Annotated in this window: 23 protein-coding genes; 5 read left to right on the top strand and 18 right to left on the bottom strand. The window is 33.3% G+C overall.

The window, feature by feature from the left end:
• Positions 1 to 239: 239 nt before the first annotated feature.
• Positions 240 to 572 carry a hypothetical protein gene (locus BW932_RS03645; protein WP_076385444.1) on the bottom strand — a complete coding sequence of 111 codons (333 nt, stop codon included), beginning with the start codon at positions 570 to 572 and terminating at the stop codon, positions 240 to 242.
• 39 nt (positions 573 to 611) lie between these two features.
• On the opposite strand from BW932_RS03645, the gene BW932_RS03640 reads away from it, so the two are divergent.
• Together BW932_RS03640 and BW932_RS03635 are read left to right on the top strand one after the other, a co-directional pair.
• A complete protein-coding gene (locus BW932_RS03640) occupies positions 612 to 812 on the top strand; it encodes a DUF5522 domain-containing protein (RefSeq protein WP_076385442.1) in 201 nt (66 codons plus the stop codon).
• Between the two features lie 59 nt (positions 813 to 871).
• On the top strand, positions 872 to 1,405 hold the full coding sequence (locus BW932_RS03635; RefSeq protein WP_076385493.1) for a DUF4136 domain-containing protein: 534 nt from the start codon (positions 872 to 874) through the stop codon (positions 1,403 to 1,405).
• Between the two features lie 249 nt (positions 1,406 to 1,654).
• Here the strand turns inward: BW932_RS03635 and pafA are convergent, their stop codons facing one another.
• Together pafA and BW932_RS03625 are read right to left on the bottom strand one after the other, a co-directional pair.
• Complete coding sequence (gene pafA, locus BW932_RS03630; RefSeq protein WP_076385440.1) at positions 1,655 to 3,295, bottom strand: alkaline phosphatase PafA; 1,641 nt, start codon at positions 3,293 to 3,295, stop codon at positions 1,655 to 1,657.
• A gap of 411 nt (positions 3,296 to 3,706) precedes the next feature.
• Positions 3,707 to 4,633 carry a malate dehydrogenase gene (locus BW932_RS03625; protein ID WP_076385438.1) on the bottom strand — a complete coding sequence of 309 codons (927 nt, stop codon included), beginning with the start codon at positions 4,631 to 4,633 and terminating at the stop codon, positions 3,707 to 3,709.
• A gap of 265 nt (positions 4,634 to 4,898) precedes the next feature.
• Here BW932_RS03625 and epsC point away from each other — a divergent pair, with 265 nt between their 5' ends.
• Together epsC and cysK are read left to right on the top strand one after the other, a co-directional pair.
• Positions 4,899 to 5,714 carry a serine O-acetyltransferase EpsC gene (epsC, locus tag BW932_RS03620; RefSeq protein ID WP_076385436.1) on the top strand — a complete coding sequence of 272 codons (816 nt, stop codon included), beginning with the start codon at positions 4,899 to 4,901 and terminating at the stop codon, positions 5,712 to 5,714.
• 92 nt (positions 5,715 to 5,806) lie between these two features.
• Positions 5,807 to 6,739, top strand: a complete 933-nt coding sequence (cysK, locus tag BW932_RS03615; protein WP_076385434.1) for a cysteine synthase A — start codon at positions 5,807 to 5,809, stop codon at positions 6,737 to 6,739.
• Between the two features lie 54 nt (positions 6,740 to 6,793).
• Here cysK and BW932_RS03610 read toward each other — a convergent pair whose 3' ends face one another.
• From BW932_RS03610 to gapS4a, 4 genes are all read right to left on the bottom strand, one after another.
• Positions 6,794 to 7,531, bottom strand: coding sequence for a hypothetical protein (locus tag BW932_RS03610; protein WP_076385432.1), 738 nt, complete (start codon positions 7,529 to 7,531; stop codon positions 6,794 to 6,796).
• Positions 7,532 to 7,614: 83 nt separating this feature from the next.
• A complete protein-coding gene (locus BW932_RS03605) occupies positions 7,615 to 8,655 on the bottom strand; it encodes a nucleoid-associated protein (RefSeq protein ID WP_076385430.1) in 1,041 nt (346 codons plus the stop codon).
• On the bottom strand, positions 8,642 to 9,754 hold the full coding sequence (gene gapS4b, locus BW932_RS03600; protein ID WP_076385428.1) for a GapS4b family protein: 1,113 nt from the start codon (positions 9,752 to 9,754) through the stop codon (positions 8,642 to 8,644). The genes BW932_RS03605 and gapS4b overlap by 14 nt, the downstream gene beginning before the upstream one ends.
• Position 9,755: 1 nt before the next feature.
• Positions 9,756 to 10,661 (bottom strand): GapS4a family protein, encoded by a 906-nt coding sequence (gapS4a, locus tag BW932_RS03595; RefSeq protein ID WP_076385426.1) that lies wholly within the window; start codon positions 10,659 to 10,661, stop codon positions 9,756 to 9,758.
• Positions 10,662 to 10,854: 193 nt separating this feature from the next.
• Between gapS4a and BW932_RS03590 the strand changes: the two genes are divergently transcribed.
• Complete coding sequence (locus BW932_RS03590) at positions 10,855 to 11,415, top strand: tetratricopeptide repeat protein (RefSeq protein ID WP_076385424.1); 561 nt, start codon at positions 10,855 to 10,857, stop codon at positions 11,413 to 11,415.
• A gap of 82 nt (positions 11,416 to 11,497) precedes the next feature.
• Here BW932_RS03590 and BW932_RS03585 read toward each other — a convergent pair whose 3' ends face one another.
• The 11 genes from BW932_RS03585 to rhuM all read right to left on the bottom strand — a co-directional run bounded on the left by BW932_RS03585 (position 11,498) and on the right by rhuM (position 25,757).
• Entirely contained in the window at positions 11,498 to 11,710 is a 213-nt protein-coding gene (locus BW932_RS03585; protein ID WP_076385422.1) for a helix-turn-helix domain-containing protein, read from the bottom strand.
• 3 nt (positions 11,711 to 11,713) lie between these two features.
• On the bottom strand, positions 11,714 to 12,250 hold the full coding sequence (locus BW932_RS03580; RefSeq protein WP_076385420.1) for a DUF2975 domain-containing protein: 537 nt from the start codon (positions 12,248 to 12,250) through the stop codon (positions 11,714 to 11,716).
• Positions 12,251 to 12,712: 462 nt separating this feature from the next.
• Positions 12,713 to 14,176: a 5-methylcytosine restriction system specificity protein McrC gene (locus BW932_RS03575; protein ID WP_076385418.1), complete on the bottom strand. Its 1,464-nt coding sequence runs from the start codon at positions 14,174 to 14,176 to the stop codon at positions 12,713 to 12,715.
• Between the two features lies 1 nt (position 14,177).
• Entirely contained in the window at positions 14,178 to 16,292 is a 2,115-nt protein-coding gene (locus tag BW932_RS03570) for an McrB family protein (RefSeq protein ID WP_076385415.1), read from the bottom strand.
• A 74-nt stretch (positions 16,293 to 16,366) separates the two neighbouring features.
• Positions 16,367 to 17,683 (bottom strand): restriction endonuclease subunit S, encoded by a 1,317-nt coding sequence (locus BW932_RS03565; protein ID WP_143745496.1) that lies wholly within the window; start codon positions 17,681 to 17,683, stop codon positions 16,367 to 16,369.
• Positions 17,670 to 19,292 (bottom strand): HsdM family class I SAM-dependent methyltransferase, encoded by a 1,623-nt coding sequence (locus BW932_RS03560; protein WP_076385413.1) that lies wholly within the window; start codon positions 19,290 to 19,292, stop codon positions 17,670 to 17,672. Before BW932_RS03560 ends, BW932_RS03565 begins: the two co-directional genes overlap by 14 nt.
• A 3-nt stretch (positions 19,293 to 19,295) precedes the next feature.
• Positions 19,296 to 22,370 (bottom strand): type I restriction endonuclease subunit R, encoded by a 3,075-nt coding sequence (locus BW932_RS03555; RefSeq protein ID WP_076385411.1) that lies wholly within the window; start codon positions 22,368 to 22,370, stop codon positions 19,296 to 19,298.
• 585 nt (positions 22,371 to 22,955) lie between these two features.
• On the bottom strand, positions 22,956 to 23,795 hold the full coding sequence (locus BW932_RS03550) for a HipA domain-containing protein (RefSeq protein WP_317043731.1): 840 nt from the start codon (positions 23,793 to 23,795) through the stop codon (positions 22,956 to 22,958).
• 94 nt (positions 23,796 to 23,889) lie between these two features.
• On the bottom strand, positions 23,890 to 24,225 hold the full coding sequence (locus BW932_RS03545) for a HipA N-terminal domain-containing protein (RefSeq protein WP_076385409.1): 336 nt from the start codon (positions 24,223 to 24,225) through the stop codon (positions 23,890 to 23,892).
• Positions 24,222 to 24,434 (bottom strand): helix-turn-helix domain-containing protein, encoded by a 213-nt coding sequence (locus BW932_RS03540; RefSeq protein ID WP_076385407.1) that lies wholly within the window; start codon positions 24,432 to 24,434, stop codon positions 24,222 to 24,224. Before BW932_RS03540 ends, BW932_RS03545 begins: the two co-directional genes overlap by 4 nt.
• Before the next feature lie 342 nt (positions 24,435 to 24,776).
• On the bottom strand, positions 24,777 to 25,757 hold the full coding sequence (gene rhuM, locus BW932_RS03535) for a virulence protein RhuM/Fic/DOC family protein (protein ID WP_076385405.1): 981 nt from the start codon (positions 25,755 to 25,757) through the stop codon (positions 24,777 to 24,779).
• Between the last annotated feature and the right edge of the window lie 45 nt (positions 25,758 to 25,802).

The raw sequence follows: 25,802 nt of genomic DNA, 5'->3' as shown, positions 1-25,802 counted from the left end.
TTTTAATGAAAGGAAGAGCATTTAATTCTGAATCAAGCCTTGAGTTTTACTCTGAGCGGAACATAGTTTAATTAAATGCTTTTCTCTTTCTAAATTTAATAATTTTATCGATTACAAATCTAAAGGAACGGAGCTCTTTTTTTTATTGCGAGTCTGAAAAAGTTCAACGGATTGCTTCACTTTGTTCGCAATGACAAAAAAGCGGGAGTGGAAGGCGGAAATAGGCGCCCAAATAAAAATTAGTCCAAAATATATTTCCAGAAACTCCAGAGTTTTCTTTTTTCCAAATAATTCAAATCGTTTTCCATGGCATAAGCTTCGCGCTCGAAGGAGATTGATTTGTAGGCGAGAAAGGAATCTTTTAGTTTGAAATAGAGGTAATAATACTCCACCACATACCACAGATAAAAGAAAATGACCAAAAGTTCCACTTGTTGTCGCAGGTGAATTTTCTCGTGATTGAGCAGGATTTTGTTGTGCAGATCTTCTTTCCTTTTTAGCAGGATGAAGGGGAAAAGAGTAATCCCTGAAATTTTTGTATTTTTGAGAAGCGATTGGCACACCATTATCATCTCACAAATATATCAAATTCAGCAATTCTGATTTAACTTATGACGCAAAATTCCATCAAAGAACACGAAGACTTTTACTACAACGAACAGGGTTACAAAGTTTTTACAGAACATTTCCATCTAAAACGTGGATATTGCTGCAAAAGTGGGTGTAAACATTGTCCGTTTGGATACGACAAGAAAACCGATTCTTTTAAAAAAGTGACGGCAGAAGTTTTAAAAGATCCTCATGATAAATAATAAGAAAAAGTTTAGGAAAAATCCGGGAATTGTATAACCAATTAAAAAAAAATCAAATGATGAGCAAAAAATATTTCTTACTATTATTGGCTTCTGCGACGTTGGGACTTGCTTCTTGCAGCCCTTTTCAGGTGAAATCTGATTATGCAGAGACCGCAAATTTCAATATGTACAAAACGTATAAATTGAGAGTTGATGATTTAAAAATGAACGATATCGATAAAGATCGCGTGTTAAACGAGGTTTCGAAACAGCTTCAACTGAAAGGTTTGAGCGTAGGTGACAATCCGGATCTTATTGTTAACGTAAAAGCGAATTACAAAAAAATTCAGGATGTGCAAAGTTCTAGACCTTACGGAATGTACGGATGGGGCGGAAGTTTTGGATGGGGAGTTGGAATGAACAGAACCTGGTCGTCCAATTACAATGAAGGTGCTTTGATTTTGGATTTGATTGATGCGAGAACGCAAAAATTGGTGTGGCAAGGAATTGGAAGCGGAATCTCTGTAGATTCACCCAAAGCAAAACAGAAACAAATCCCAGAAATTGTAGCGCAAATTATGGCAAATTATCCACCAAATAAAATGAAATAATTTTTTAGAATATATTGAAGACTGCAGTGATGCGGTCTTTTTTTTTGACCAAAAAAGTGATTAGCTTTAACACATTAGTCACATTAGTCTTTTTAGTAAAATGCGGAGTACATAGAAGTTTTAGCGCTATTTTTTTGGAATTGGATTTGTGAAATTTATGCAAAAGGTTTGTGCAACTCATGTTTAAACTTTCTAAACAAAAAACCGCTCGAAAGCGGCTTTTAAATATTTATATAACATCTACAAAATTTATTTACCAATGACTTCTGTAATTGGATTTCCGATTGTTCCACTTGGGAACTGAATGTGAAGTAAAGCGGATAAAGTGGGCGCAATATCGGTCATGTTGTAATCTTTGTTGCTTTCGCCGTTTTTAATTCCCCATCCCATAAAAATCAAAGGGATATGAGAATCGTAAGAATTCCACGATCCATGTGTGGTGCCCGTTTTCGAATAAGTTGGCAACCAGGAATCGTGGTAAATCACTTGAATATCACCACTTCTTTGCCAATTGTATCCATTCACAATTCGAGTTTTTATCGGTTCCGGAACGGAAGATGAACCTGCTTTTTTCATATCTACTGCAAATAACACTGATTGATCTTTGTTTAAAATATCAATTAAATATTGTTTCACTTGATCTACATCCAATTTATTATCCGACATCAATTTGTCATCTAAGTAAACCTGATTGTTCGTTATTTTAATAATCAATTTTTCCACATTAAATTGGTCTTTCAGCATTTTATTGAATTCCTTATTGTCTTCTCCGTAAAATCCTGTAGGCATTTTGTGCGCTTCCATAAAACCTTCGGAATGCGCTCCACCATGATCTGCAGAGAGAAAAACGGTGTACTGATCTTTACCAATATTTTGATCTAAATATTTAAAAAACGCTGCCAAATCCCGGTCTAATCTTAAATAAACATCTTCAACTTCGATAGAATTGGGTCCAAATTTATGTCCTGCATAATCGGTAGAAGCTAAATTGATCGCTAAAAAATCGGTGATTTCATCGGCTCCTAAACTTTCTCCTTTAATCGAGGCTTCTGCAATTTTCAAAGTTAAAGTATTTCCAAACGGCGTGGAACGAATGTTATCTTTTTTGGCTTGGTAATCTGCTGCTAAATTACTGTACGGAAAAGTTGGCGTTTTTGCACTACCCAGAAGTCCTTCCCACGGAGAATTATCGGGTGAACTTTCGGTGTATTGATTAATTGGAAGCAAAGTGTTCCAACCATTTTTCACCAATTCATCCGGAACTTTTTGAGCATTAAAATCATTCACCCATTTTGGCAAAGCTTCCATATAATAAGAACTCGTAATAAAATTTCCGGTGGTATCATCAAACCAATAAGCGCCGGTCGGATGGTGTCCAGCCGGAAGAATTGAAGCCCGATCTTTCAAAGAAACCCCGATCACTTTTGCCTGAAAATTAGTGGCCAATCGAAGTTCATCTGTAATGGTAGTGGACCATAAATTTCTGGGAGATTGATTTCCGACTTTTGGACTTTCCGTTCCTACAGGTTTCACGGTGTCATCTTCTGTGCAATACCTATTTTTTCCGGTGGATTTATCGAACCAATCGTTTCCGGCAATCCCATGAATCGCAGGAACAGAACCGGTGTAAATGGTGGTATGACCAATCGCAGTGTAGGTTGGAATATAATTGATATGAACATTATTCAAAGAATATCCCTGATTGAGAAGACGTTTGAAACCATCATTCTGGTATTTTTCATAATAGCGATACAGATAATCCCACCGCATTTGATCCACCACCAAACCTACGACGAGTTTTGGTCTTTCGATTTGCGACGATTTATTTTTCTGAGCATTGAAGCCAGTTGAAAGTACAGTTAAAAATAGAATTCCGAGATTTTTTAACATAATAAGAAATTTACAGATGATGAATTTTAAAGGGCAAATTTAAGGGTTTAAAATTGAAAGAGAGAATGAACTTTTTATGAATTTTTGAAATTAGAAGAAAGAAAAAGTAGAAAGAAAACCTGAACTTAATTTTAGCCGCGATTGAAACGGCATCCTTTTTTGTTATTGCGTTGCCGAACATTTTCTACTGATAACTTTACGTTGTTCGCAATGACAAAAAAGATAGAGTGGAAAGCGCGACGGGTTTTCTAACAAAATAAATATTTTGTTGCTCCAAAAGAAAACGCACCTTCGAAAAGATGCGTTTCTGTATTTTATGGAAATTGTATTAGAATTTCAAATCCATTTTCAAAGGGCTTCACCCTTTGCTGATGATTTCGCTACTTCGTAGCTTGGTGGATTTTCTTTTTCTTAGAATTTCAAATCTCCATTCACCTCTCTTACTGCTTTTGCAGCGGTAGCAAATTTTTCTTTTTCTGAATCTGTTAAAGAGATTTCTACAATTTTTTCAACACCGTTTGCACCGATAATTGCAGGAACTCCAAGACAGATATCGCTTTCGCCATATTCACCGTCTAACATTAAGGAACAAGGAATCATTTTTTTGTGGTCGCAAAGAATTGCCTGAACCATCACAGAAACCGCCGCACCTGGAGCGTACCAAGCTGAAGTTCCCAATAATTTTGTTAAAGTAGCACCACCAACTTTGGTTTCTTCTTCTACAAAAGCTTGTTTTTCTGCACTCAAAAATTCAGTAACCGGAACACCATTTCTGGTAGCTTTGCTCATCAAAGGCAACATTCCTGTATCACTGTGAGCTGCGATTACCATTCCATCTACATCAGAAATTGGACATTCTAAAGCTTCAGCTAATCTGTATTTGAAACGAGCAGAATCCAAAGCTCCACCCATTCCGATAATTTGATTTTTCGGTAAACCAGAAGTTTTATGAACCAAGTAAGCCATCGTATCCATAGGATTAGAAACTACGATGATGATTACATTTGGAGAATGTTTTACCAAGTTTGCAGTAACATCTTTCACAATACCTGCATTGATACCGATCAATTCTTCTCTTGTCATTCCAGGTTTTCTTGGAATTCCGGAAGTAATTACGGCAACTTTCGAACCAGCGGTTTTGCTGTAATCTCCAGTAGTTCCGGTGATTTTGGTATCAAAACCATTTAAAGAAGCGGTTTGCATTAAATCCATGGCTTTTCCTTCGGCGAAACCTTCTTTAATGTCAACCAACACCACTTCTGCAGCGAAATCTTTCATTGCAATGTATTCTGCGCAACTTGCGCCAACTGCTCCTGCTCCTACTACGGTAACTTTCATAACTATTTATTTATAGATTTATTAATTTTAAAGGCTTTAATGAAATTTCTTTCCTCTGTTATTTTAATGGATCATTCATTTTTTTATGACGTGTAAATTTACGAAATATTCAAGTTTTGACCAATTATGGTCTTAATAAAATTTTCTTAAAAATGAAACGCATTTTCTAATAGCGTTCATCGATATTCGAACCCATTTTTTCTTACCTTAAATCAACAGTACAAGTGCAATTATGTAGTAAATTTGTTTCAAATTAAAATTCAAAATGGGGTTTGCAAAAATACTTCACGAAGGGTACTCTACCCGAAAATACGACATTGATAAAAAGAAGATTGAAGATTTTATTGATCGATTTTTCCGGTTTATTTTTTTTCTGGAATACCAAAGATGCTCCGAACTCAGCAATATAGAGATTCGTTTAAATGAGTTCAAAATGGAGTTTAATGAAATTTTATGTTCCGTAACAGATACGCAAGAACATTTAAAAACCAATCATTTTTTTGAAAGTTTCCCCAAAGTTTACCAGTTACTGCAAAATGACGCGCAAACAATTGTTGACAATGATCCCGCTGCACAAAGCAAAGAAGAAGTCATGTTTTCTTATCCCGGCTTTTTTGCGATTGCAGTTTATCGGTTTGCACATGAACTTTACAAAAATAACATTCCATTAATTCCCAGAATCTGGACAGAATTTGCGCACAGCAAAACCGGAATCGACATTAATCCAGGAGCTCAGATTGGTGAACATTTTTTCATCGATCACGGCACAGGAATTGTAATTGGAGAAACAACCGTGATTGGAAATCACGTAAAAATTTATCAAGGCGTGACTTTGGGCGCACATTCGGTCGCTAAAAATTTACAAAATGTAAAACGGCATCCAACCATTGATGATGGTGTTGTGATTTATGCAAATGCTACGATTCTCGGCGGAGAAACCATCATCGGAAAAAATGCTTTGATTGGCGGAAATGTTTGGATTACGGAAAGTGTGGCACCCAATTCGGTGGTTTTTCACAAAGGTCAAGTCACAGTGAAGAATAAATTCCCAGGAAATGAACCGATTATTTTTAGCATATAAAACTAAATTTCACACCAGCCGACCTTGAATAGGGTTATTCATCTTAAGAATGAGAAAGCTCCAATAATTTACAAAGTTTAAAAAATTTATTTATGAAATTACACAATATCTTAGAAGCCATCGGAAATACACCGGTGATCAAAATCAATAAAATTTTCCCCAATTCCGTCGAAGTTTGGATGAAACTTGAAAAACAAAATCCAGGTGGAAGTTTGAAAGACCGAATCGCTTTGGCCATGATTGAAAAAGCCGAAAAAGACGGAACAATTAATAAAGACACATTGATTATCGAGCCAACTTCTGGAAATACTGGTGTTGGTTTAGCAATGGTTTGTGCGGTAAAAGGCTACAAATTAGTTCTTGTAATGCCGGAAAGCATGAGTGTGGAACGCAGAAAACTGATGAGTTCTTATGGAGCTTCATTCGTTTTGACGCCAAAAGAAGAAGGAACTTCAGGAGCGATTAAAAAAGCGATGCAAATGGCTGAAGAAACTGAAAACTCATGGATTCCACAGCAATTTGAAAATCCTGCCAATCCAGAAATTCATGCGAAAACAACGGCTCAGGAAATTCTAAATGATTTTCCAAATGGCATTGATTACCTCATCACAGGAGTTGGAACAGGTGGTCACATTACAGGAGTTACCGAAATTTTAAAACAAAAATTCCCGAATATGAAAAGTTTCGCGGTGGAACCTACAGATTCCCCGGTTATTTCTGGCGGAAAACCTGGACCGCATCCTTTACAAGGAATCGGAGCTGGTTTTGTTCCAAAAAATTTACAGACGGATCTTTTAGATGGCATCATTCAGGTGGAAAAACAGGAAGCCTTTACTTTTGCGCAAAGATCAGCTGCCGAAGAAGGAATTTTAGCTGGGATTTCTACAGGTGCTTCATTGGCTGCAGTGAATAAAAAACTAGCAGAAATCCCAGAAGGTTCAGTTGTTTTGACTTTCAATTACGATACAGGAGAAAGATATTGGTCTGTTGACGGGCTTTTTGAAGAGAATCCTTATCAAGGATAATTTTCGAAATTTATTCCTCCAACTAAAATCCTGCGAATAGACCGCAGGATTTTTTTATGTGTAGCGTTTCTGACATTTTAAGCAGACGTAGGTTTTGCGTTTTACTTTACCCATTTCTTCAATGACGAGTTGTGTCTTATCTTTCGGGCAGATTTTTTTTCCGTAAACCCAAGCTAATTCTTTTACTTCATCCGTTTTCATTAAATGTAGAAATTCTTCTGCGTAAGCAACCACGGCTTTAAATAAAAACTGCAATTTCTTTTCGGGAATTTCTTTAACGATACTTTCCGGATGAATTTTTGCGCGATAAAGCACTTCTACACGAATAATATTTCCCACACCGGTGAAAACATTTTGATCCATGAGCACATCGCCAATCATTTGAGAAGCGTATTTTTCTTTTTTTAATTCTTCGGTAATAAATTCGGGATCGAATTCCGGTTTTAAAATATCGGTTTTAAAATTGAAAATATCTTTCGGTTTTCCGGGATGAAATTTTGTTTTAGCAACGTAAAAATTAATCTCGGCATCAGAAAAATGAAGGGCAAAACTCGCATTTACTTTTTTGCGTTTATTGATCAACATGCTTCCAAACAATCCCAAATGAACGCCAATAAAGAAATCTTTGAAAACAAAAAGCAAATTTTTTCCATAGGTATCAATATCCATCAGTTGAATATTGGCGATTCTGGATTTATCCATTTCCCCATAACCAGAAGCTTCAGAAACGGTTTTGCTTCTGTAACGAGTCAGTTTGTTTTTTAAAAAAACGATGGAAGGTCCTTCTGGCATTTTGTAATTTTTAAAGTGAATTCAATTTAATGGCTCTATTTTCCTGAAAATTATTATTCAGAATTCAATGAATATGAAAGGTCTTATTTTTCCTCTTCAAAATAAAGGCGGTAATATTTTCCGTTTTCGTCTTGACCTTGGTCGATCATTTTTCGGTCGCCGTGTACGTAAATCGAGAAATTCTTATCGAGTTTAATGACACTTTTAAAATAGCGCTGGTTTTTCTTTACCGCAGTTTGGTTGATGGGAAAATCTTCGGAGATTGAAACCTGCATTTCCTGCTCATAATCGCTTTTGAAATTAGAAAAACTTTCGATCACATTTTTGTCCTGCAAAACTTCGTTGGTGAATTCATCATAATCAAAGGTTTCTTTTTCTTTGAAAAAATTGATGGACTTCGTTAAGAAATCCGCTTGATCTGGCTTATTCACATCAAATTCTTGCGGCAATTGTTTGATGACAAAATCCTTGAAAACAGAAAGCGTTTCCTGCGTGTGAAAATACTCATCATCGCGTTGTCGAACTTTCAAAAAATCTTCAAACCAATAGTATTGATCGCCATTTTTATTATTATCAACGACTGAAATGGCGAAACCGGTTTCTTTATCGGTATTGTAAATCAGGCAACCTTTGTCGAGTTTCGACAGGGAAATCCCGTAATCTTTTTCGATTTCGTAGTTCTCATCGATCGGTAAAATTTTAAGAAACGGATTTTTATTTTCAGTTTTAAAAATCCCGATAGAATCGATTTGATTGCCTTCTTCAGTAATACCGCCTTCAAAATAAACGATAAAAACTTCGCCTCCTTGAACGCGAGGATTTTCGGTGATTTCAAAAAGATGTTTGGCGATATTTTCTGATTCAAAACGGAATTTGTCTTTGTCTTCAAAAATCTCTGAAACAGAAGAATAAATAGGATTTAAAGTAAGATAAGAATCGCTGTAAAACTGAAATTGTTCTTCGGATTTGAAAGCATTAAGGAAATAATCGGTTAAGAGCTCCTTCATATCATCATCGATTTGCAGCTCATTTTCTGAGAGAAAAAGATTTTCCTGTAGTATCTTATTTCCAACTTTATGTACTATTATAGATCTAATTTTAATATCTGTGTTATCCTTTGTCATTTATTTCTTTAAATTTTATATTTTTAATTTTTTCAAATTCTTGATTTAAAAACTTCTTTACATTTAACTTATTGACATGAGAGAATTCTTTATTTAGCTTTATATCATATATATCTACATGAAATTCTATGCTTGAGTTTCTTTTTTGAAAATAATTCTGAAAACCATAAAAAACACTACATTTTCCCTTAGCTCCTGAATAAGAAAAATTGAACAAAACATCTATTCCTGCAAGTTCAACAAAATCATGATTATCAGTTTCTGAAATCAAAAAATTATTTAACAAATTATTTCCTTGTATTTTCAAATTTTGTACACCACCAGACATAAATTTTTGCAATAAATCTGGTAATTTTTTATTCACATCAGGTGCGATATCAATATTAGTCATTTTTTGAAAAGTAAAATGTGTACTATCCTCTATTAATTTCAAAAGAAATGTTATCCTTGTTTCATTATTAAAGTTTCCAAAAGTAATCTTTTGAAAGTTATCTGTCTCCTTTGTATATGATTTTCTTTTAAAATCTTTTACAATTTCTTTTGATAAACAATCAACAATCTCAAAAGTTTCAGGTGAGCTATATTTTAATAAAAAAGTCACATTCTTTTCGCCCTCAATCCTCTTAATTATAATCTCTGCTTTGTATTCATTTCTATTCCTATACCAACTTGAATTATAGTTTGTAGTATCACAATCAATTGTGCAATAAACATGATCTTGGTTACCATCAATTGTAGAAAAATTTGAAATATTACTAATTTTAAAATTAGAATTTTCAAAAAGCCCATTTAAAGGTAAAATATCTGGCAAAGCTTCAATTAATTTTTTATCACAATCAAATGGAAGATTTCTCGTGGCAGTTTTCTCACTATTTTCTTTTCTCCTCACTAAATCCTTAATTTTTTCAAATTCATTCGGAGATAATACTAAAGAAGAAAAAGTGGCAGCGAAAGCACTTGAATCGTTTGTATTCATGAATATTCCTCTTGACTTAAGAAAGTTCCTTTGTTTTGTTGGTGTAATATTGCGATGATGTAATATTTCCTTTAATTCTACGCCAAACGGTATAAACTTATCAATTTCTAATTTTTCTTCCATCTTAATTTCTTTGATAATTATTATAGTTTATTATAGAAAGGTTTTCTGTAAAATTGAAATCATTAATCTTCCTTTTTACTATTAATACTTCATTTTCATGATTTGTTTTTGAATAATCTGGAAAAGAAATTATTGTTGAGCCACTAACTCCGTTTGAAAGATTTTTAGCTAAGCCTATAATTTGTATCAAACTTTCTTTTTCGAAATTTTCTAAACAAAAAATAATAACGATTGAATTCTCTCCTTTTTTTAAAACAAAAGGTATAATAGAAGAATTAATAAATTCTACTGGCATTATTTTACCAGTCCGAGGATTTTCGTTATTATTATTAAGTCCGTTAGTAAAATATATAAAAAAATGTTCATAATCATTAAATTTGGAATCCAGAATATCAAAACATTTATTAACAAAATCAAAACGAATATTATCAACTAAAAAAATACCATCGTGTGGAATGCCGGTATCAAAATCAATTGAATCAAGCTCTGGTATTAAATCCAAACTGTTTTCTTGATCAGCATTTATCCAAAAAATCAATCCTCTATTAAAATGCGAATTAATATTTTTTAAACTTCCAGATGTTTCTTTTCTTAAATTTGATTTTGTAAAAGACTCTATCGCCTTTGACAGATCAAGTGAATGGCTTTTAAAATCGCTAATTATATTTGATTTAATATAAGCATTTTTACTGTATTTTACAGAAATTAAAACATTTACAACACAATTATCTATAAAAGGATTTTGATAATAACTAAATCCATCTATTCCATTAGTGTTTTTTCTAAATTCCTTATCATAGCTTTCAATATCTTCGTTTGTTAACGTTTCTTTCCAACCAATTCTTTTTAAAAAATTCTGGACAATTTCCTCTCCATTTTCGCCTATTCTTTTTTGTAATTCAGCCATAGTTATTTTTTCTACTAATTTAAAATAATTTCAACTATGAATTTTACGTTTTTTTGTAAAACACAAAGAAACTTTACAATATTTAATAACGTTAAGAACTATTAAAGAATATTTAAGCTTCTAAAAATGAGGAAGCATGGAATTAAAATTGTGAGGACAAACGCGACTTCAATATTAATCAAAATAAAGAATTATGAAAAAGGAAAGCGTTATTAACACGAAGAAAGCAATCGTAGCAGCATTATTTTTCGGAGCAGTAAGCTTCGGATATGCGCAAACCGAAAATTCGGCGGCTGAAACAGTTGCGACCACTCAAGTTCAAGGAACACAGCAAAACCCAGCGATAGAAGCTTTAAAGAAACAAATTGAAACCAATCCCAACGATACTGATGCGATCGTGAAATTAGCAACCGCTTATCAGGATGCGAAAGATTGGAACAATGCTTTATTGACGTGGAAAAAAATGTCCACTTTATTACCAGATTGGGCACCATCTTATTACAGCCAAGCTTATGTTTACCAAACCATGAAAGATGATGCGAATGCAAAAATGGCGTATGAAAAATATATTGCCGCGGTAAAACCAGAAGAAGTAGAAGCGAATAAGAAAAATTTGGCTTATGCCCATTTTTTTGTCGCCTATAAACTTCAGGAAACCGATAAAGAATTGGCGAAACAACAAATCGCAAAATCTTTGGTATACGACGCTACGAATGAAGAGGCGGTAAAATTGAGCACCTTCTTAAATCAATAATTTTCAGGGAAAGATTCACTGTAAAATGCAAAATCCCTCAAGTTTCGGCTTGGGGAATTTTGGTATAAAAAAATGAGGGGAATTATTTTCCAGCTTCTACATATTCTAAAAGATCACTTGGTTGACAATTAAGAGCTTTGCAAATTGCTTCTAAAGTGCTGAATCGAATGGCTTTTGCTTTTCCGGTTTTCAAGATGGAAAGATTAGAGAGGGTTAAATCTACTTTTTCTGAAAGTTCATTGAGTGACATTTTTCGCTTTGCCATCATGACGTCTAAATTTACAATAATCGGCATATTTTAAACTGTTAAATCGTTTTCATTTTGCAACACAATTCCTTTTTTAAAAATAACAGCAATCATATAAATCACGGCTCCCATTAAAATAAATGCCTGACTGTCTCCCCAAAACTGATCCAGATTAGAAATATTAAAACCATGTTTACTCAAATTTCTTGTTATTTCTTTGGCGATATAACTCAAAAATCCAATCGAAAAAGTAAAGTAGCTAATTTGCAAAATCTTCTTGGAAACAAAATCATTGAAGGGTTTCGACAGATCCATTTTCGTGACCAGAATTACCACTGCATAAAACATCACTGCTTTCAAGACTGAGATTGCAAGGATTAAACTGTACATGCTGTAAAAGGCAAATTCATTTTTTTGGTGCATCTCGCTTAAATCTAGTTTTTGATAAAGTTTTGAGATTACTTCAGGCTTGAACATGCTATAAATAAAATTGACGATGAGTGCGCCACTTTCTATACAAAGTCCGACAAAGATGATCCAGGCAACGATGACCAAACCTTTAAAAACGAAATTATCTGTTTTAGACATTTTTGATGAGTTTTACAATTAGTGATCAAATATAATAAATATTTATTGATAAACAATAAATATTTTTCTTTTATCGAAAATTATCCATTTCCCTTCATTCCAAGATATTCAAAAAAAATCCCCAAGTTTTCACTCGGGGAAATTCATTTTTAGAGTAAAGGGATTGTTTTAAATAATCAACTAAATAAGCTCGTTTCAAGTATCGTGTAATGGTTTACGTTTCACTGTTCTTGCACTTTCTTTTCGAACTTGTAAGAAAAACTTACAAATTTCATTCTCGGTAAATTCTTCTTCGGATATGTTTTTCTAGTTTATATTGCGTTCTGAGGTTTGATATCGAATAGTTCTGAAATTTGTGATTGAGTAAGCCAGATTTTTTAATTTGCCTTGGATTTGTCTTGTAGAAGAGTGATGCGGTAAATTGGGGAGTGTGCTTATTTATTATTAAAAGAGGTGTTGTAACTAGGAAATAATCGGCAATGCAATTCCCAATTTATAAACTTTGTGATAAGCAGATAATTCCTGTCGGTTTTCTCTAATATATTCTATAGTATAATCCTGATCTTGTGGCGCTTCTAAATCAGGGTAAACAATCAAACAATCTATAACTTTATGCTCTTCGTTTTCAAAACCTAATTCTTTTCGCACTCTATTTAATCTTGCATAGCCAGAAACCTGCCGGATATCTTCATGAACTTCGCTTGATTGATACTTCAATTTATATTTTGTGTCTATAACCATTTCAAAACCTGGCTCTGAAATTAAAATATCAAGGGAATTACCATAAGTTGAAAATTGATAATTTATATTTTTACAATATTGAGAATTACTTTTTAAGAGTTGATTATAAAAATACAATTCAAATAGAATTGGCATATCAATCCAAAATGGAGGTGTTGTAATCTTTGTTTCTACGGTGTTTGAAATATTGTAAGAGAATTTCTTCAGAATATATCCACCAATTTTAATCGCGTTACGATACTCTTTAAAAAAAGGGTTGTGTTTTATATTCTTCAACTCCTGTTCTTTGATGTTACCTGAAATGTGTTCAAATGCGGGACGACAATAATTGATAATTTCTAATAATTCCTCTTTAAATGTTGTTTTGCTCTTCTTACCCATCTCACAATGTGTAAAAAAAACCTTATCGTTTTGAACGTAATTTACAGCGAAACCAAAAACCTTTTTTAGAAATCTATTTTCTACATGATCAAAACCAAATTCCTGATATTCACAATAGGTTTTAGTTAATCGATTCTTAAATACATTTTGTTTAATATGTTGACCAACAAGAATTTTCCCTTTCACCTTGTTGGTTAAGTTTTCCTGTACTTTATAATAAGATTTTTTTAGACCTTTTCTAACTATTGTTTTTAATATTTGCAAAAACTGAACGACAAGGAAAGGAGTTAATCGATCATCTTTTTGCTCAACGGGAATTTGCTCTGCATTCCAATCTATTTTTAAAATATCGGCGATTTTATTTGATGTTTTAGGAGTAGTGGAAAGTTCAAGTAAAATCCTCAAATAATCAATTTCAATCAGATTCTCTTCTAATGAAGCTTCATGCTTAGCATTTTTTCCAATTTCATCAAGAGCAATACTTTCTACTTCTAAAGAATCCGTTTGTTTTGTGAATGCAGCAATAACTGCTGAATTTATTTTTGGTTCTACCTGAACAAATTTCTTTCCCGGAATAAGCCAATCGATACCTACATAATAATTTGCTAGTATTTCATAATACTGATCATTTTTTCTTAAATGAAATGGGAATAGGTCACGTCCTCGATCTTTTTTAAAAACACTTATTGGCTTAGAATCTAAATTATTAAAAAGGTCTTCGGTAAAGGCAAATGGTTTTTCTTTTTTAATCTCTGTAACTAGAGTTATTTGCCGTGTATGGTGTTCGGAGAGTAATAACTTCATCCTATTTTTTCAAGGATTTGATATAATTTTTTATGGAGAACTCTCCCACTTTACCTACTAAAATACCATCTTTTACATACTCTTCCAAGATTGGTAAAACTTCATACTTCATTTTCATTGTGAAAATTTCATCCCGTTCAGTTTCATTTTTGGCCTCAGATTTTTTAGCGATAAAGTAACTATGTCCTATTTGAACATCCTGTATTTCAAATTCAGGACTTACATTTTCAGCAGTGAAAAGATCTGCAACTAAATTATAACCGTCAATATTAAAGTAGATTTCTTCATCTTCAACTAATGGTTTTGGCAAAACCTCAACAAACGCAAACCGTCTTCTAATCGCATAGTCAATATGACCCACACTTCTATCTGCGGTATTCATTGTTCCAATGATGTACAGATTTGGTGGAAGAATAATTTCATTTTTATTATCTAAAACTGAGTCTTCAACTGAATACATGCTTTCTACAGCTTTTTCTCTATATTCTAATGCGTAAATTAACTCTCCTAAAACAGAAGAGAGATTGGCTCTGTTGATTTCATCGATGACTAAAACATAATTCTTAGGTTCTAATAAACTTTTGTTTTCATTTTTAAATTCAGTTTTTATAGAATTTTGAAAATCACTTAAAACTTTGTAATAGTAGCCGTAATGTTGTTTTGCAGAACCGGAAGTATTAGGTAATGCTTTAAAGCTTTTTGCATCTACTACATTATTGATGAATCCTTCCTTAATATCCGAAAATTTCATTCGGTGTTTTGGTTCACCAAACCAACTATCACCAGTATAATAAAATGAGGAATCATCTAAATCACATAATTTAACTTTATCTGATAGACGATATTCTCCATCATTATCTAGCGAATCTTGAACTTTATCTACAAAACTATCAAATTGTTCGTTAATCCAATCTTTGTAAGATATTTGACTTTCAGTTTTCGTGGATTGCTCATAATTTTTATAGGCTTCTTGCGCAAATAAACTCAAAGTTTTATTTTCTGCTTTGTACAGTACTCCCTTACCATCTTCTGAAGGTTTCGCACTAATTCCTCTTACAAAATCCTCATAAGTATAACTTGGGTGAAACTGAACCAATTTATATTGATTATTATTTTCTAAATCTTTAATGTCAGATAGTCCCAACATTTCTTTTGCAATTAGTTCAGCTTCTCTCGTTTTACCAGTTCCGGGTGGACCTTGAAGGATGATTTGTTTTTTGTATTCTAAAAGTTCCTTCATTTTATTTTTTTCTATGGTTTTATTTAAAGGTTCATCGATGTCAATTGCATTTTGATAAATTTTCTTGTATGCTGAAAACTGTCTATATCTTAAATCATAATAGATTTGTAAGAATTTAAACTCTTCAATTTCAATATTATTTGCATTTTGTACAAAAGGAAAATCTCTACCAAACAAAATAAATTCGCCTTCTTTTATATTTAATAAAGAGTCCAAAGTATTGTCAATTAATTGATAATCTTCTAGCAAAACATCAATTTCTTTTTTCTCTCGAATAAATGCACCGATAAATTTTGAAACATTTTCTACTGCATCTAAATTATTTCTTGTTTTTTGAGCATTGAAACCTAAGCCATAACCAATTTTATTGTGGTGTTTAAATACATGATATTGAATTTCGCTTTCACTTCCTTTATTTATAGTCCAATAATCATCTCTTACATCTCCAAATATAATACTGCTCGATGCAACTCTGGAATTTCCATTCAGTTTAATTCTATTATCTTGAAATGTTCTGGAAAATAATCCGAATGCATCGTGCAAAACATTAATTAAATCCTGAAGATCAGCAAATTTATTTTTGTCGTAAAAATTTAAAAAATTGTTATAATGCTTATTCAAAAGTGCATTTGGAATATTAGTTCCTTTTTTATCCGAATAAGTATAAAATGGTTCTTTATTTTCTTTTAAATATTCCGTAATCTTTTTTGGATCTTTTATATCAAATGGATCAACACCATAAGTGTCTTGAAATTTCGAGATTAATTCTGAAATATTTTCATCGAAATTGCTTTCATTAAAATGAGCCTTATAACTCTGCAAGTTTTTAAATGCGATTTCCAAATAGAATTTCTTAAAAAGTTCTTTATTGTTCATATGTGTATATTTTTGTTTAATAGAAAACTGCCATTAATTATAGCCATTACTAATTTTATGAATATTATGTTTTTTTAATTTTCACCAACCCTAACCTGCCCATTCATCAACATTGGCAATAACCAATCCCGTAATTGTGCGAGTTCTTGGTTTTGTTGGAGATTGATTTGTTTTTTATTTTCAAGTGTTTCTACTTGTTTGTAGAATTTTTCAACCAAATTTTTTGGTGGTTTGACGATATCATATGAAGTCATGAATGAATCAAAAAGAAAGTTTTTAATGCCACTTGTTTTTCCTTCATAACCGAAGAAAACACCTGCATCATACAATCTTTGCCATTCTTGCAGAAAGTTAAAAACGTATTCATCATCTTTTAGGGAAAGCGCTTTACAGAAGTTGGAACAAATAACATTTGAATCAAATCTTTTTAATGAAGCTTCAGTTAACAAAGCAATTCGTCCTGTCGATTGCGTTGGACTACCTCCTGAAATTTCAACTACAAAGTCATTTGGTTTTAACGACTTTACTAAGTTATTTTTTAAAATAAATCTTTCGGGTGCTTTCACTTCACCTTTTCCGTTCAATCCATTAATATCAGCACCACGAACACAGTAAACATGTTCTGTGTAATTTCCTTCTACAGCTTCTTTTCCCCAATCACCAGTTTTTGTCTTTGAAATCCAGTCATTAAAAACGGTGACTTCCCACCCAACCGGAATTTCCCTCTTCAAAATATCATTAAAAACCATTTTCCCACCGGAGGATTGGTAAGGTTTGCCGTTTTCATCGGGGAAATCAAACTGCACAAACCAATAATCATACAGCGTTTTTGCCATCGCTTCCAACTCCGTATTGATTTGATTGTTGAGTTCTATTTTGTCATCTAAAGCGGAAAGTACCGCCGCGATTTTTTTCTGGTCTATATTATTATGCAATTTTAACTCTAATCTTTTAAAGTTGGAGGTTGCTTGTGCGAGAGCAGGTACTCCAACATGACTTTTAAATGATAGTAATTTTTTCTGCCCATATTCACTTTTCATTAAATATGAAAAATAAACTGGATCTAAATCGTCATTAAAACGAACTCGAAATTGACTTTGAGAAATTACATATCTTTCGTATTTAGAATTTTGTGGAATATATGCAACTTGACCTAGTGTTCCCCGATGTGTAATAATAATGTCACCTCTAAATGCATTGGCTTTTCCTAATTTGTTTGCCTTTTCTAGCGAAACATATTTGAATGAATTTTCTACAAGCTTATGACTAGTTAAATTTGAACCATTTAAAACAGGGATTCCTTGCGAAATAAAGTTATCGACTTTAATATCCGAACCAAATGGACCCATAGAAATAACATCAATAACAGTAGATAATTTAGTTTCTTTCATACTTCAATCCTTTTAATTGTTTCTGAATTTCCAAATCCAAAGTATTTCCTTGCTGAAATAAATCAACCAAACGATTTTCAAAACCAGTCATTTTTTCTGCAAATTCTTCTGTGGTAATATCGGTATATTCAATTTTCACTTCAAAATACTGTCCGGCTGAAAAAGAATAATTCTTGGCGGCAATTTCTTCTTTAGAAATCACGACTGATAAATCTTCTACGGCCTGCTTTTCATTAAATGTACTGATGATTTTATCTTCTTCTGTAGTAGTTAAAACCGTTCGCTGGTTCTTGCCTTCTTTAATGGTTTCGCCCAGTTTAGAAGCATCCATTAGAACAATATGTTGGTTATCGGCTTTTTTATCGAGAAATAAAACCGAGACATTGGTTCCGGTGCTCGCAAAAATATTACTCGGCATACTCACCACGCCACGAAGCCAACCATTATCAATCAAGCGTTCGCGAATCTTCTTTTCAATACCCGATTGCGCCGTGATAAATCCGGTAGGAACTACGATCGCCGCTTTTCCGTGATCATTCAAACTGTACATGATGTGCTGAATAAACATCAGATAAATCGACATCGATTCTTTTTTGCTTTTGGGAATATTGGGAATTCCGGCAAAGAATCTTTTCTTAAAAGCCTCTTTATCCAGATCTGCATGAAAATCAGAAAAGTCTAATTTAAAAGGCGGATTAGAAACGATATAATCAAATTTCGATTCCAGATAATACGGTTGCGCAATAGTATTGGTTTTAATAATATTCGGGATCGAATGCGTGAGGTTATTCAAGACCAAATTCAACCTCAACATATTGCTCGATTTCTGAGAAATATCTTCTGAATAAATGGTGCAGTTTTCTTCCCCGATCTGATGCGCAATACTCATAAGCAAAGTTCCTGATCCCGCACTCGGATCGTAACATTTCACGCCTTTCACCGGTTCCGGAACCATGATCTGCGCCATAATTCTGGCAACTGCATGTGGCGTATAATATTCTGCATATTTGCCACCCGAATCGGTATTGTAATCTTTAATTAAATATTCAAATATGGTCGCAAAGAAATCGTATTTCTGCTTAAACATTTCTTCGAAACTGAATTCAAAGAGTTTATTGATCAAGGCTTTACAAAAAGCATCCCGCTGCGAACTGTCGGAAATAAACTGACTGAGTTCATCAAACAAAATATCTTTAGCGCCCGTAAATGATTTCACCGAAAAAACATCTGCATTCTGAATACTGATCTGTCGCAAAGTATCGTCAAAAAGTTTGGCAAAATCGCCATCATTTTGTTTTGAAAACAAATGCGAAATTAAATGCTCCGGTTGTAAGCGTGGGATATTGGGATCTAAGGAAGCCAATAAAAACTGGTACTCATCTTCGGGTAAATCGCGCAACGCTTTGGAGAAGTTTTCGGCATCGTCCAATGCGGGCTTTTCTGCTTTTACCGCAAACCGGAATTTATCATTTAAAAATTTATAGAGAAAAACCTGGGTAATGATTTTAAACTCGTTGCCATCATTTCCCAAACCGTAATTGGCACAGACACTTTTCAGATTGTCGATAAGTGCCTTGGTTTTGGTAATGAAGTTAATGTCTTGGGTCATTTTTTAATTATATTGATACTGTTGCAAATACTCGTTTGCAATCATATTGTTAATGGTTTCTGTGGTGGCGTAATCCAAGGGAATATTTTCGTTCTTCTTGAATTCCTGTACGACCAATTGAAGTAGATATCTTTTGAAATAAGGTTCGTTTTTTCGCAGATCGTCTTGGTTAATGAGTTTTTCGTCAACCTGTTGTTTTACCTGCATCAAAGCGCGGTGAAGCTGACTTTCTTTGGCATTGAGTGTTCCTTTTTCCGTTAAGCGTTTGTGAATGCGCGTGTATTTTTCGTCGTTTTCGTATTTGGCTTTCAACAAAGCGTTTTTACGATTGAGTTCTTTGGCTTTATCGTAGATTTTTTGAAGCAGATGCATGTTCTCTACCATATCATTTTGGGTAACTTCATTTAAATTTTTCTTTTTGAAAATCCTTTCCAGTTCTTCCCGCAAAGTGACAAAGTGCGCATCTTGCTGATCAAAATTATGCTGCAATGATTCCCGCGTTTTGCGTAAAATATCTTTGAATTCATCGGCAAGTACCAATTCACTTTCGTCGATTTTAATAAACTGAAAGATAATATCTTCGAGCGCCGTGTTCAATAGGTTTTTAGACGTTTCTTCATTGCCGATGCTTTCTACAAAATTGAGATTATCAACACGATTCTGTGCGATAAGCAATAAACCATTCAACACATTAAAATCTTCTATTCCGTGTAAAGCATCATAACCATTTAAGGCAATAATATTTTTCAGTTCTTTGGCAGTTCGCAATGCCTTAACTAACCGCAGCAGTTCCTGTTTATCGGTGAGTTGTTCGATTTGTTGAGAAAAAAGTTCTCTGTTTTGGGTGTCGTAATGAAATAAAGTTTCCTTAATTTCTTTTAATTCCTCTTTGATTTCCTGCTCTGATTTAAAAAGATGAGAGTACATTTCCATCTCGTCACCCAACTGATTCTGCAATTCGTCAAAATACATTTTATTGGTTCGGTCAAATGCTTTGGAGATATCGGCAAAATCAACCACGTAACCGTATTGGTATTTTTTATACGGACGATTCACGCGGGTTAAAGTCTGTAATAAATTATGATCCTGAATCACTCTCGCCAAATATAATTTCTTTAAACGTTTGGCATCAAAACCTGTCAACAACATATTGTACACAAAAAGAAGATCAACTTTTGCTTTTTTATAAGCACCAATCAAATCTTTCCGAATGGTTTTGTCGTTTTCGTCGTGCAAAATTAAAGCGGCAGTTAATTTTGGTTCTTCGTGAGTTCCATATTTTGGTTTAGATTCCGCGACCATTAATACACTTGCATCTGTTTCCTGTTCACCATATTTTTCTTCGAATAACCGAAAGAGTTCTTTCGCTTGTGCTGCGGAATCACAAACGACCATTCCACCTAATGAAGTGTCTCTTTGTACTTTTCTAAATTCAATTAAATCTTTGGTGATATAGTCTAAGAGTGGTGTCGCAAATTTGTGATCTGCATAAATATCTCTGGCTGTAATTTCACCTTTCAATACTTTGATCTTTTCCATGATGTCCTGCATCTGGATTTTGAAGCTTCCTTCAATTTCCTCGCGAATCAGACGTAAAGTATAGCCATCTGCAATAGAACTGTTGTAATAATATTTGTGAAAATAGTTTCCAAATAACATTTTAGAATCATATTCTTTGGCAACTTCTCTTAGCAAAGGCGTTCCTGTCAAAGCAATGATGACCGCATTTCTGTCTGAATTAATCAGATTGGCTAAATAATTTCCTTTGGGATTGTAACTTCTGTGTGCTTCATCCAAAAAGTAAATGCGCTGAACATTGATATCATAATTCACCGCTAGAACTGCAGTTGCGTCTTCACTGAATTTCTGAATATTGACCACTGTGATTTCCGGAACTCCGCTATCGTTATGAAGCGCTCCAACTATCTGCAAATCTTTCACAAAATCCTGGCGGGAATTCACTTCATTGACTTTCAAACCTCTATTTTTAAATTCGCTGGAAGCCTGAATCAGCAAATCGATCCTATCCACAATAAAGTAGAACTTTGGGATGATTTGTTTTTTCGCAAAATAATTGGTCAAATATTTTACATTATAATAGGCTAAAGCAGTTTTACCTGAACCCTGCGTGTGCCAAATGATTCCTTTGTTTTGTCCTTTTTCCAGTTTGGTAGAGATCGCCTGCGTTGCAAACAATTGTGGATACCGCATGATGTGTTTTTGATACGAAAGCTTGCCTGCATTTTCTTCTTCTACATAAGTGATGGCATATTGCAAAACAAACTGCAGCCGTTCTTTGCTCAACAAAGAAGTTAAGATACGATTGGTCGGTGTATTTTCCTGCTTGTTGGTGATGTATTCCGGACTGTTCTTGATCACCATAATATTATTATCCTTCAGGACTTTATTTTCAAAGTCTTCTGATAAAGGCAACAAAGACTGCTTTACGGGATAATCTAAATCTTCTCTAAAATAGTTAAAGCTGACCTGGTCATAAGATGGTGTTGCATAAAAAGCTCCAAAAATAGGTTCCACAATCCCATCTTCATATTCCATATTATTGGAAAAGATCAACAATTGAGAAATATTGACGAAACGGCGGAAGTACTTATTTTTAAAACGGGTATTGATTCTCTTTCGTTCTGCAATAACGCCTTGCTTATTATGAGGTTTTTTTACTTCGATAAAAGCGAAAGGCAATCCATTAATTAAAATGGTTATGTCAGGTCTGAACTCTTCATCGCCAGCTTTACAAGTGAGTTCTGTGGTAACGTGAAAAGTATTGTTTTTAAAATTTTCGAAATCAATGAGTTTAATTCCCGAAGTTGCAGTTAAGCGTTCATAAAATTTCTTTCCCAGATCTTCATAATCAAGCTCCAAATTTATCTCATCCAATACTCTTTCTGCTTCGTCTTCTGAAATTGCATTAATCTTTGATATTTGCGCAATAAAAATTGAAGGAAAAATATTATTTTCCTCTATCCTATTTTGATCTTTTAATGGAATATATTCATAACCCAAACGCATCAAATGCAGAATTGCCGGGATTTTCACACGCGAGTCTTCGTTGAATATCATTTAATGTATCGTAGTTTTTTGTAAATGTACTGAAAAAAGAAATTATTGGTTTACGGGAAACCGTATCTAGTGGATTTTTTTTAAAAATAATAGAAGATCATCGCCAAATCTCACAACCGTTACTTCGCAACTTAATTCCAACTTCACTTAATCATTCATTGGGTATTCATCAATTGAATCAAAGACAAAAAATGTTTTTACCTTTTTGGTTGATTTTACTGAAAAATGTAGATATGACACATTTCTAAATGATCTTTTTTGTGGAAGATTTATATAAATTTCAACTTATGCGACAAGCTAATTACTAGCCAGTAAATAAAAAAAACTGAAATGCATCACTACAGAAAAAAATGCACAGTTCAGCATTTATCACTTATTGTCGCATCTAGAGAGAAAATCAATTATAAGAGCTGCGAAAAAAAATCGCTGTAAACATTACATTTACAGCGATTTGCTAATTTATTTCAATCGATATTAATCGATGATTATTGCTAATTATTTCACTTCTTCAAAAATAACGGGTACTGATAATCAATTGGTTATAATTTCATGGTACAGATAAGGTATTGATTAATATATGGATTTTTAACTAAAAACATTTAATCTGCTATTAATCATTGCTTTATACTTTTCTTGATTTTCTGGAGTTAGAAATGATTTTTCGATCAGAGTTAACATCTTTTTTCCTCCTTTTTTCAATCTTTTGAATGAATTGCTAATTTGTTTTTCAGTAAGATTAAATTTCAAACCTAACTGAATAAAATCCTTTTTAGTTAATCTGCTTTTTTTACCGGCGAGAGTTAAGGCAGTTTCCTCTTTATCTTCTGGTAAGTGCAAATGTACATTCAACAAATCGTAAGCAGGTGAAAATTCCCATTCTTCATTATTTCGGATTAGGGAAAAGTTTTTGAGATGCATATCATTATTTCCAGTGATGTATGAGAATAAGATCACCTCATAAAATCGCAATATGTCTAGCAAAGTACTGGAGGAGTATTCCGTAATTGCTTTTCCAATTTTTTCTAAAGAACTTCGGTATTTATCAAATGCTTCTGTGATTTGAAACATATCTTGCATGTGGATTTTTTCACCATTTTCTTTCCGGTCAATTCTTTTGGTGATGTAAGAAAGTTCACCAGATTTCAAGCGGATCAAAGAAGAAGGAACGGTAGAAATCCCAAAAATTTCTGCCATTTTCATGGTCAAATGTTCATTTTCCGGCATTTCTGGAAATGTTTTATTTTGAGGTTTCAGAATATAATTTCCACCTAATGCACCTACAACTGTTAATCTACCTTTATTACCATTTTGCAAAACGTCTTTAATAAAACCCAAAGATAATTTTGGTTGAACGCCTGGAACTGCAATGGAGCTTTCAACGATATTTTGGGCTAATTCTTCCATCTCGTCAATGGTGTAATTCAATTTAGGAGCTAGGTTCGTTCCAAAAAACTTTAAACTGCAAGCAGAATGAAAATCTTCCTCAAAGTTTAATTCATTATAGCAAAATAGACATTTTTCACCCATTTTCATCTTCATTTAGTGGTTGAATACTTACCGCACCAATGCAGTTTTTACAGCATGCTAAAAGCAATCCCATTCTGTCATTCTTATTAATTTTCCAACTTTCAGCAGCTATTTCTAACAGCCAACCTTCTGGAATAAGTCCTTCAAAAAATGGAAAAAGTCGTTTTTCTTTAAAAATTTTATCTGAAACTGGCATCGAAAAAGTAATCTCTTGATTAGGGAATTTTTGAATATAGTTCATATCGTACACAAAAGTATATTCTCCGTCTGGTGTTTCTGTAATTATTCCCGCCAAATCGTTTTGGTAAAATACTTTTCCTCGCCTCATTTCTCAATTTCTTTTAAGATTATTGGTGCTAATTTATTACCAAACATCAAAAGTACTTGGTTCACTTTTGCAAGACTTAAATTCTCCTTTCCCTGCTCTATTTTCCTTACCACGGTCAAAGCAACACCAGCTCTTTCAGCAAATTCCTGCTGTGTAAGTTTTGCTTCTTTGCGTTTGTCTTTTGTAAATTGTGCTAGATTTTTATACATTTTATATGCTTTTGCAAGTATTTAGTGCAAATATATAAAATTATATGTAAATGCGTATACCATTTGTCTTTAAGTGTGTTTTATATGTGATGTGATATAAAAACACTTAAAATCATTAAAGCAGCTACAAGAAAATATACCTCATAAAAAAGCGGACCCCTACTGGCTTTTTCACGACTATCCAAACTGTTTAATTTCAATTCTTTACGTCAACATTTTCTAATTATTTTTGTCGCAAATATGGGATATATTTGCGACAAAACACTTACCTATTTGCATATTCAGTTCAAGAGCAGTAAATTTGCAAAACAAATTTACTGCTCTTGAACGCTTTAGAATTGCTTACTTGTTTCTATTCAACACACTAATCACCAATCGTTTCACGGTTTCCATTTCTTCATGTTTACTTGATGCGATTAGCAAAGTCAAACTTGCTAAAGTGTCATTCCCAATAATCAGTTCATTTTGAGCGTTGAAAAGCATTTGATTTGTTTGCAAAAATTTCAGAAAACACGCTGCAGCAATTCTTTTATTTCCATCTACGAACGAATGATTTTTCACAACTAAGTACAAAAGCATGGTCGCTTTCTCTTCCAAAGTTGGGTAAAAGTCGTTTTCACCAAATCCTTTTTCTATTTGCGCAATTGAACTTTCAAAGTTTTTATCTTTTTCTTTTCCAAATACTTGTGAATCAAAATCAACAACCATTTGATTGATGAGTTCCTGATAATCTTCTCTGGTAGGATAAAGTGCTTGTTTTTTTGTTAAACCTTTAGAGTCTAATTGCTCGTGGTCATAATCATCTAATAATTGTAAGCCTTTTGAAAATACGGATAGCCATTCATTTTCGTTGGCTTTTTCTGCAATCGCTCTACTTAGAATCTGAATGCCATTTTTTAGGAGTTGAACTTCCTGTTCTTTTTGCTCTAATCTTTTCTCGTTTACAGCATAACCTTTTACCAGATATTCTTTTAGAATTTTGTTTGCCCAAATTCGAAATCGTGTTCCTTGTTTTGATTTCACACGATAACCAACAGAGATAATTACATCTAAATTATAATATTTTACATCTTTGGATTGGCTTTTTCCTTTGATAGCACCATGTTGAGTGGTGTGTGCAAAATTTGCACACACCACATTTTCGTCTAGTTCATTTTCATTAAAAACATTAGATATATGTCGACCGATAACAGTTCTGTCTCTTTCGAAAAGCTCTGCAATATGACCCTGAGTGAGCCAGATTGTATCCTGCTCAACCTGTACGTTGATTTGAGTAGAGCCATCATTGGCTTGATAAATTTCTATTTGATTTTTAATTTCCATCGGTTATGATTTCATTGTAAATTTTTAAAGCATTACGAATAATGA

Origin of the sequence: Kaistella chaponensis (genome assembly GCF_900156725.1) — a bacterium.
In the GTDB taxonomy this organism is placed as follows: domain Bacteria; phylum Bacteroidota; class Bacteroidia; order Flavobacteriales; family Weeksellaceae; genus Kaistella; species Kaistella chaponensis.
This window is presented reverse-complemented; position numbering and strand designations above follow the sequence as displayed.

Coding starts and splice junctions, on each gene's coding strand:
- BW932_RS03645 (WP_076385444.1), bottom strand. CDS start 572: ATGATAATGGTGTGCCAATCGCTTCTCAAAAATACAAAAATTTCAGGG.
- BW932_RS03640 (WP_076385442.1), top strand. CDS start 612: ATGACGCAAAATTCCATCAAAGAACACGAAGACTTTTACTACAACGAA.
- BW932_RS03635 (WP_076385493.1), top strand. CDS start 872: ATGAGCAAAAAATATTTCTTACTATTATTGGCTTCTGCGACGTTGGGA.
- pafA (WP_076385440.1), bottom strand. CDS start 3,295: ATGTTAAAAAATCTCGGAATTCTATTTTTAACTGTACTTTCAACTGGC.
- BW932_RS03625 (WP_076385438.1), bottom strand. CDS start 4,633: ATGAAAGTTACCGTAGTAGGAGCAGGAGCAGTTGGCGCAAGTTGCGCA.
- epsC (WP_076385436.1), top strand. CDS start 4,899: ATGGGGTTTGCAAAAATACTTCACGAAGGGTACTCTACCCGAAAATAC.
- cysK (WP_076385434.1), top strand. CDS start 5,807: ATGAAATTACACAATATCTTAGAAGCCATCGGAAATACACCGGTGATC.
- BW932_RS03610 (WP_076385432.1), bottom strand. CDS start 7,531: ATGCCAGAAGGACCTTCCATCGTTTTTTTAAAAAACAAACTGACTCGT.
- BW932_RS03605 (WP_076385430.1), bottom strand. CDS start 8,655: ATGACAAAGGATAACACAGATATTAAAATTAGATCTATAATAGTACAT.
- gapS4b (WP_076385428.1), bottom strand. CDS start 9,754: ATGGAAGAAAAATTAGAAATTGATAAGTTTATACCGTTTGGCGTAGAA.
- gapS4a (WP_076385426.1), bottom strand. CDS start 10,661: ATGGCTGAATTACAAAAAAGAATAGGCGAAAATGGAGAGGAAATTGTC.
- BW932_RS03590 (WP_076385424.1), top strand. CDS start 10,855: ATGAAAAAGGAAAGCGTTATTAACACGAAGAAAGCAATCGTAGCAGCA.
- BW932_RS03585 (WP_076385422.1), bottom strand. CDS start 11,710: ATGCCGATTATTGTAAATTTAGACGTCATGATGGCAAAGCGAAAAATG.
- BW932_RS03580 (WP_076385420.1), bottom strand. CDS start 12,250: ATGTCTAAAACAGATAATTTCGTTTTTAAAGGTTTGGTCATCGTTGCC.
- BW932_RS03575 (WP_076385418.1), bottom strand. CDS start 14,176: ATGAAGTTATTACTCTCCGAACACCATACACGGCAAATAACTCTAGTT.
- BW932_RS03570 (WP_076385415.1), bottom strand. CDS start 16,292: ATGAACAATAAAGAACTTTTTAAGAAATTCTATTTGGAAATCGCATTT.
- BW932_RS03565 (WP_143745496.1), bottom strand. CDS start 17,683: ATGAAAGAAACTAAATTATCTACTGTTATTGATGTTATTTCTATGGGT.
- BW932_RS03560 (WP_076385413.1), bottom strand. CDS start 19,292: ATGACCCAAGACATTAACTTCATTACCAAAACCAAGGCACTTATCGAC.
- BW932_RS03555 (WP_076385411.1), bottom strand. CDS start 22,370: ATGATATTCAACGAAGACTCGCGTGTGAAAATCCCGGCAATTCTGCAT.
- BW932_RS03545 (WP_076385409.1), bottom strand. CDS start 24,225: ATGAGGCGAGGAAAAGTATTTTACCAAAACGATTTGGCGGGAATAATT.
- BW932_RS03540 (WP_076385407.1), bottom strand. CDS start 24,434: ATGTATAAAAATCTAGCACAATTTACAAAAGACAAACGCAAAGAAGCA.
- rhuM (WP_076385405.1), bottom strand. CDS start 25,757: ATGGAAATTAAAAATCAAATAGAAATTTATCAAGCCAATGATGGCTCT.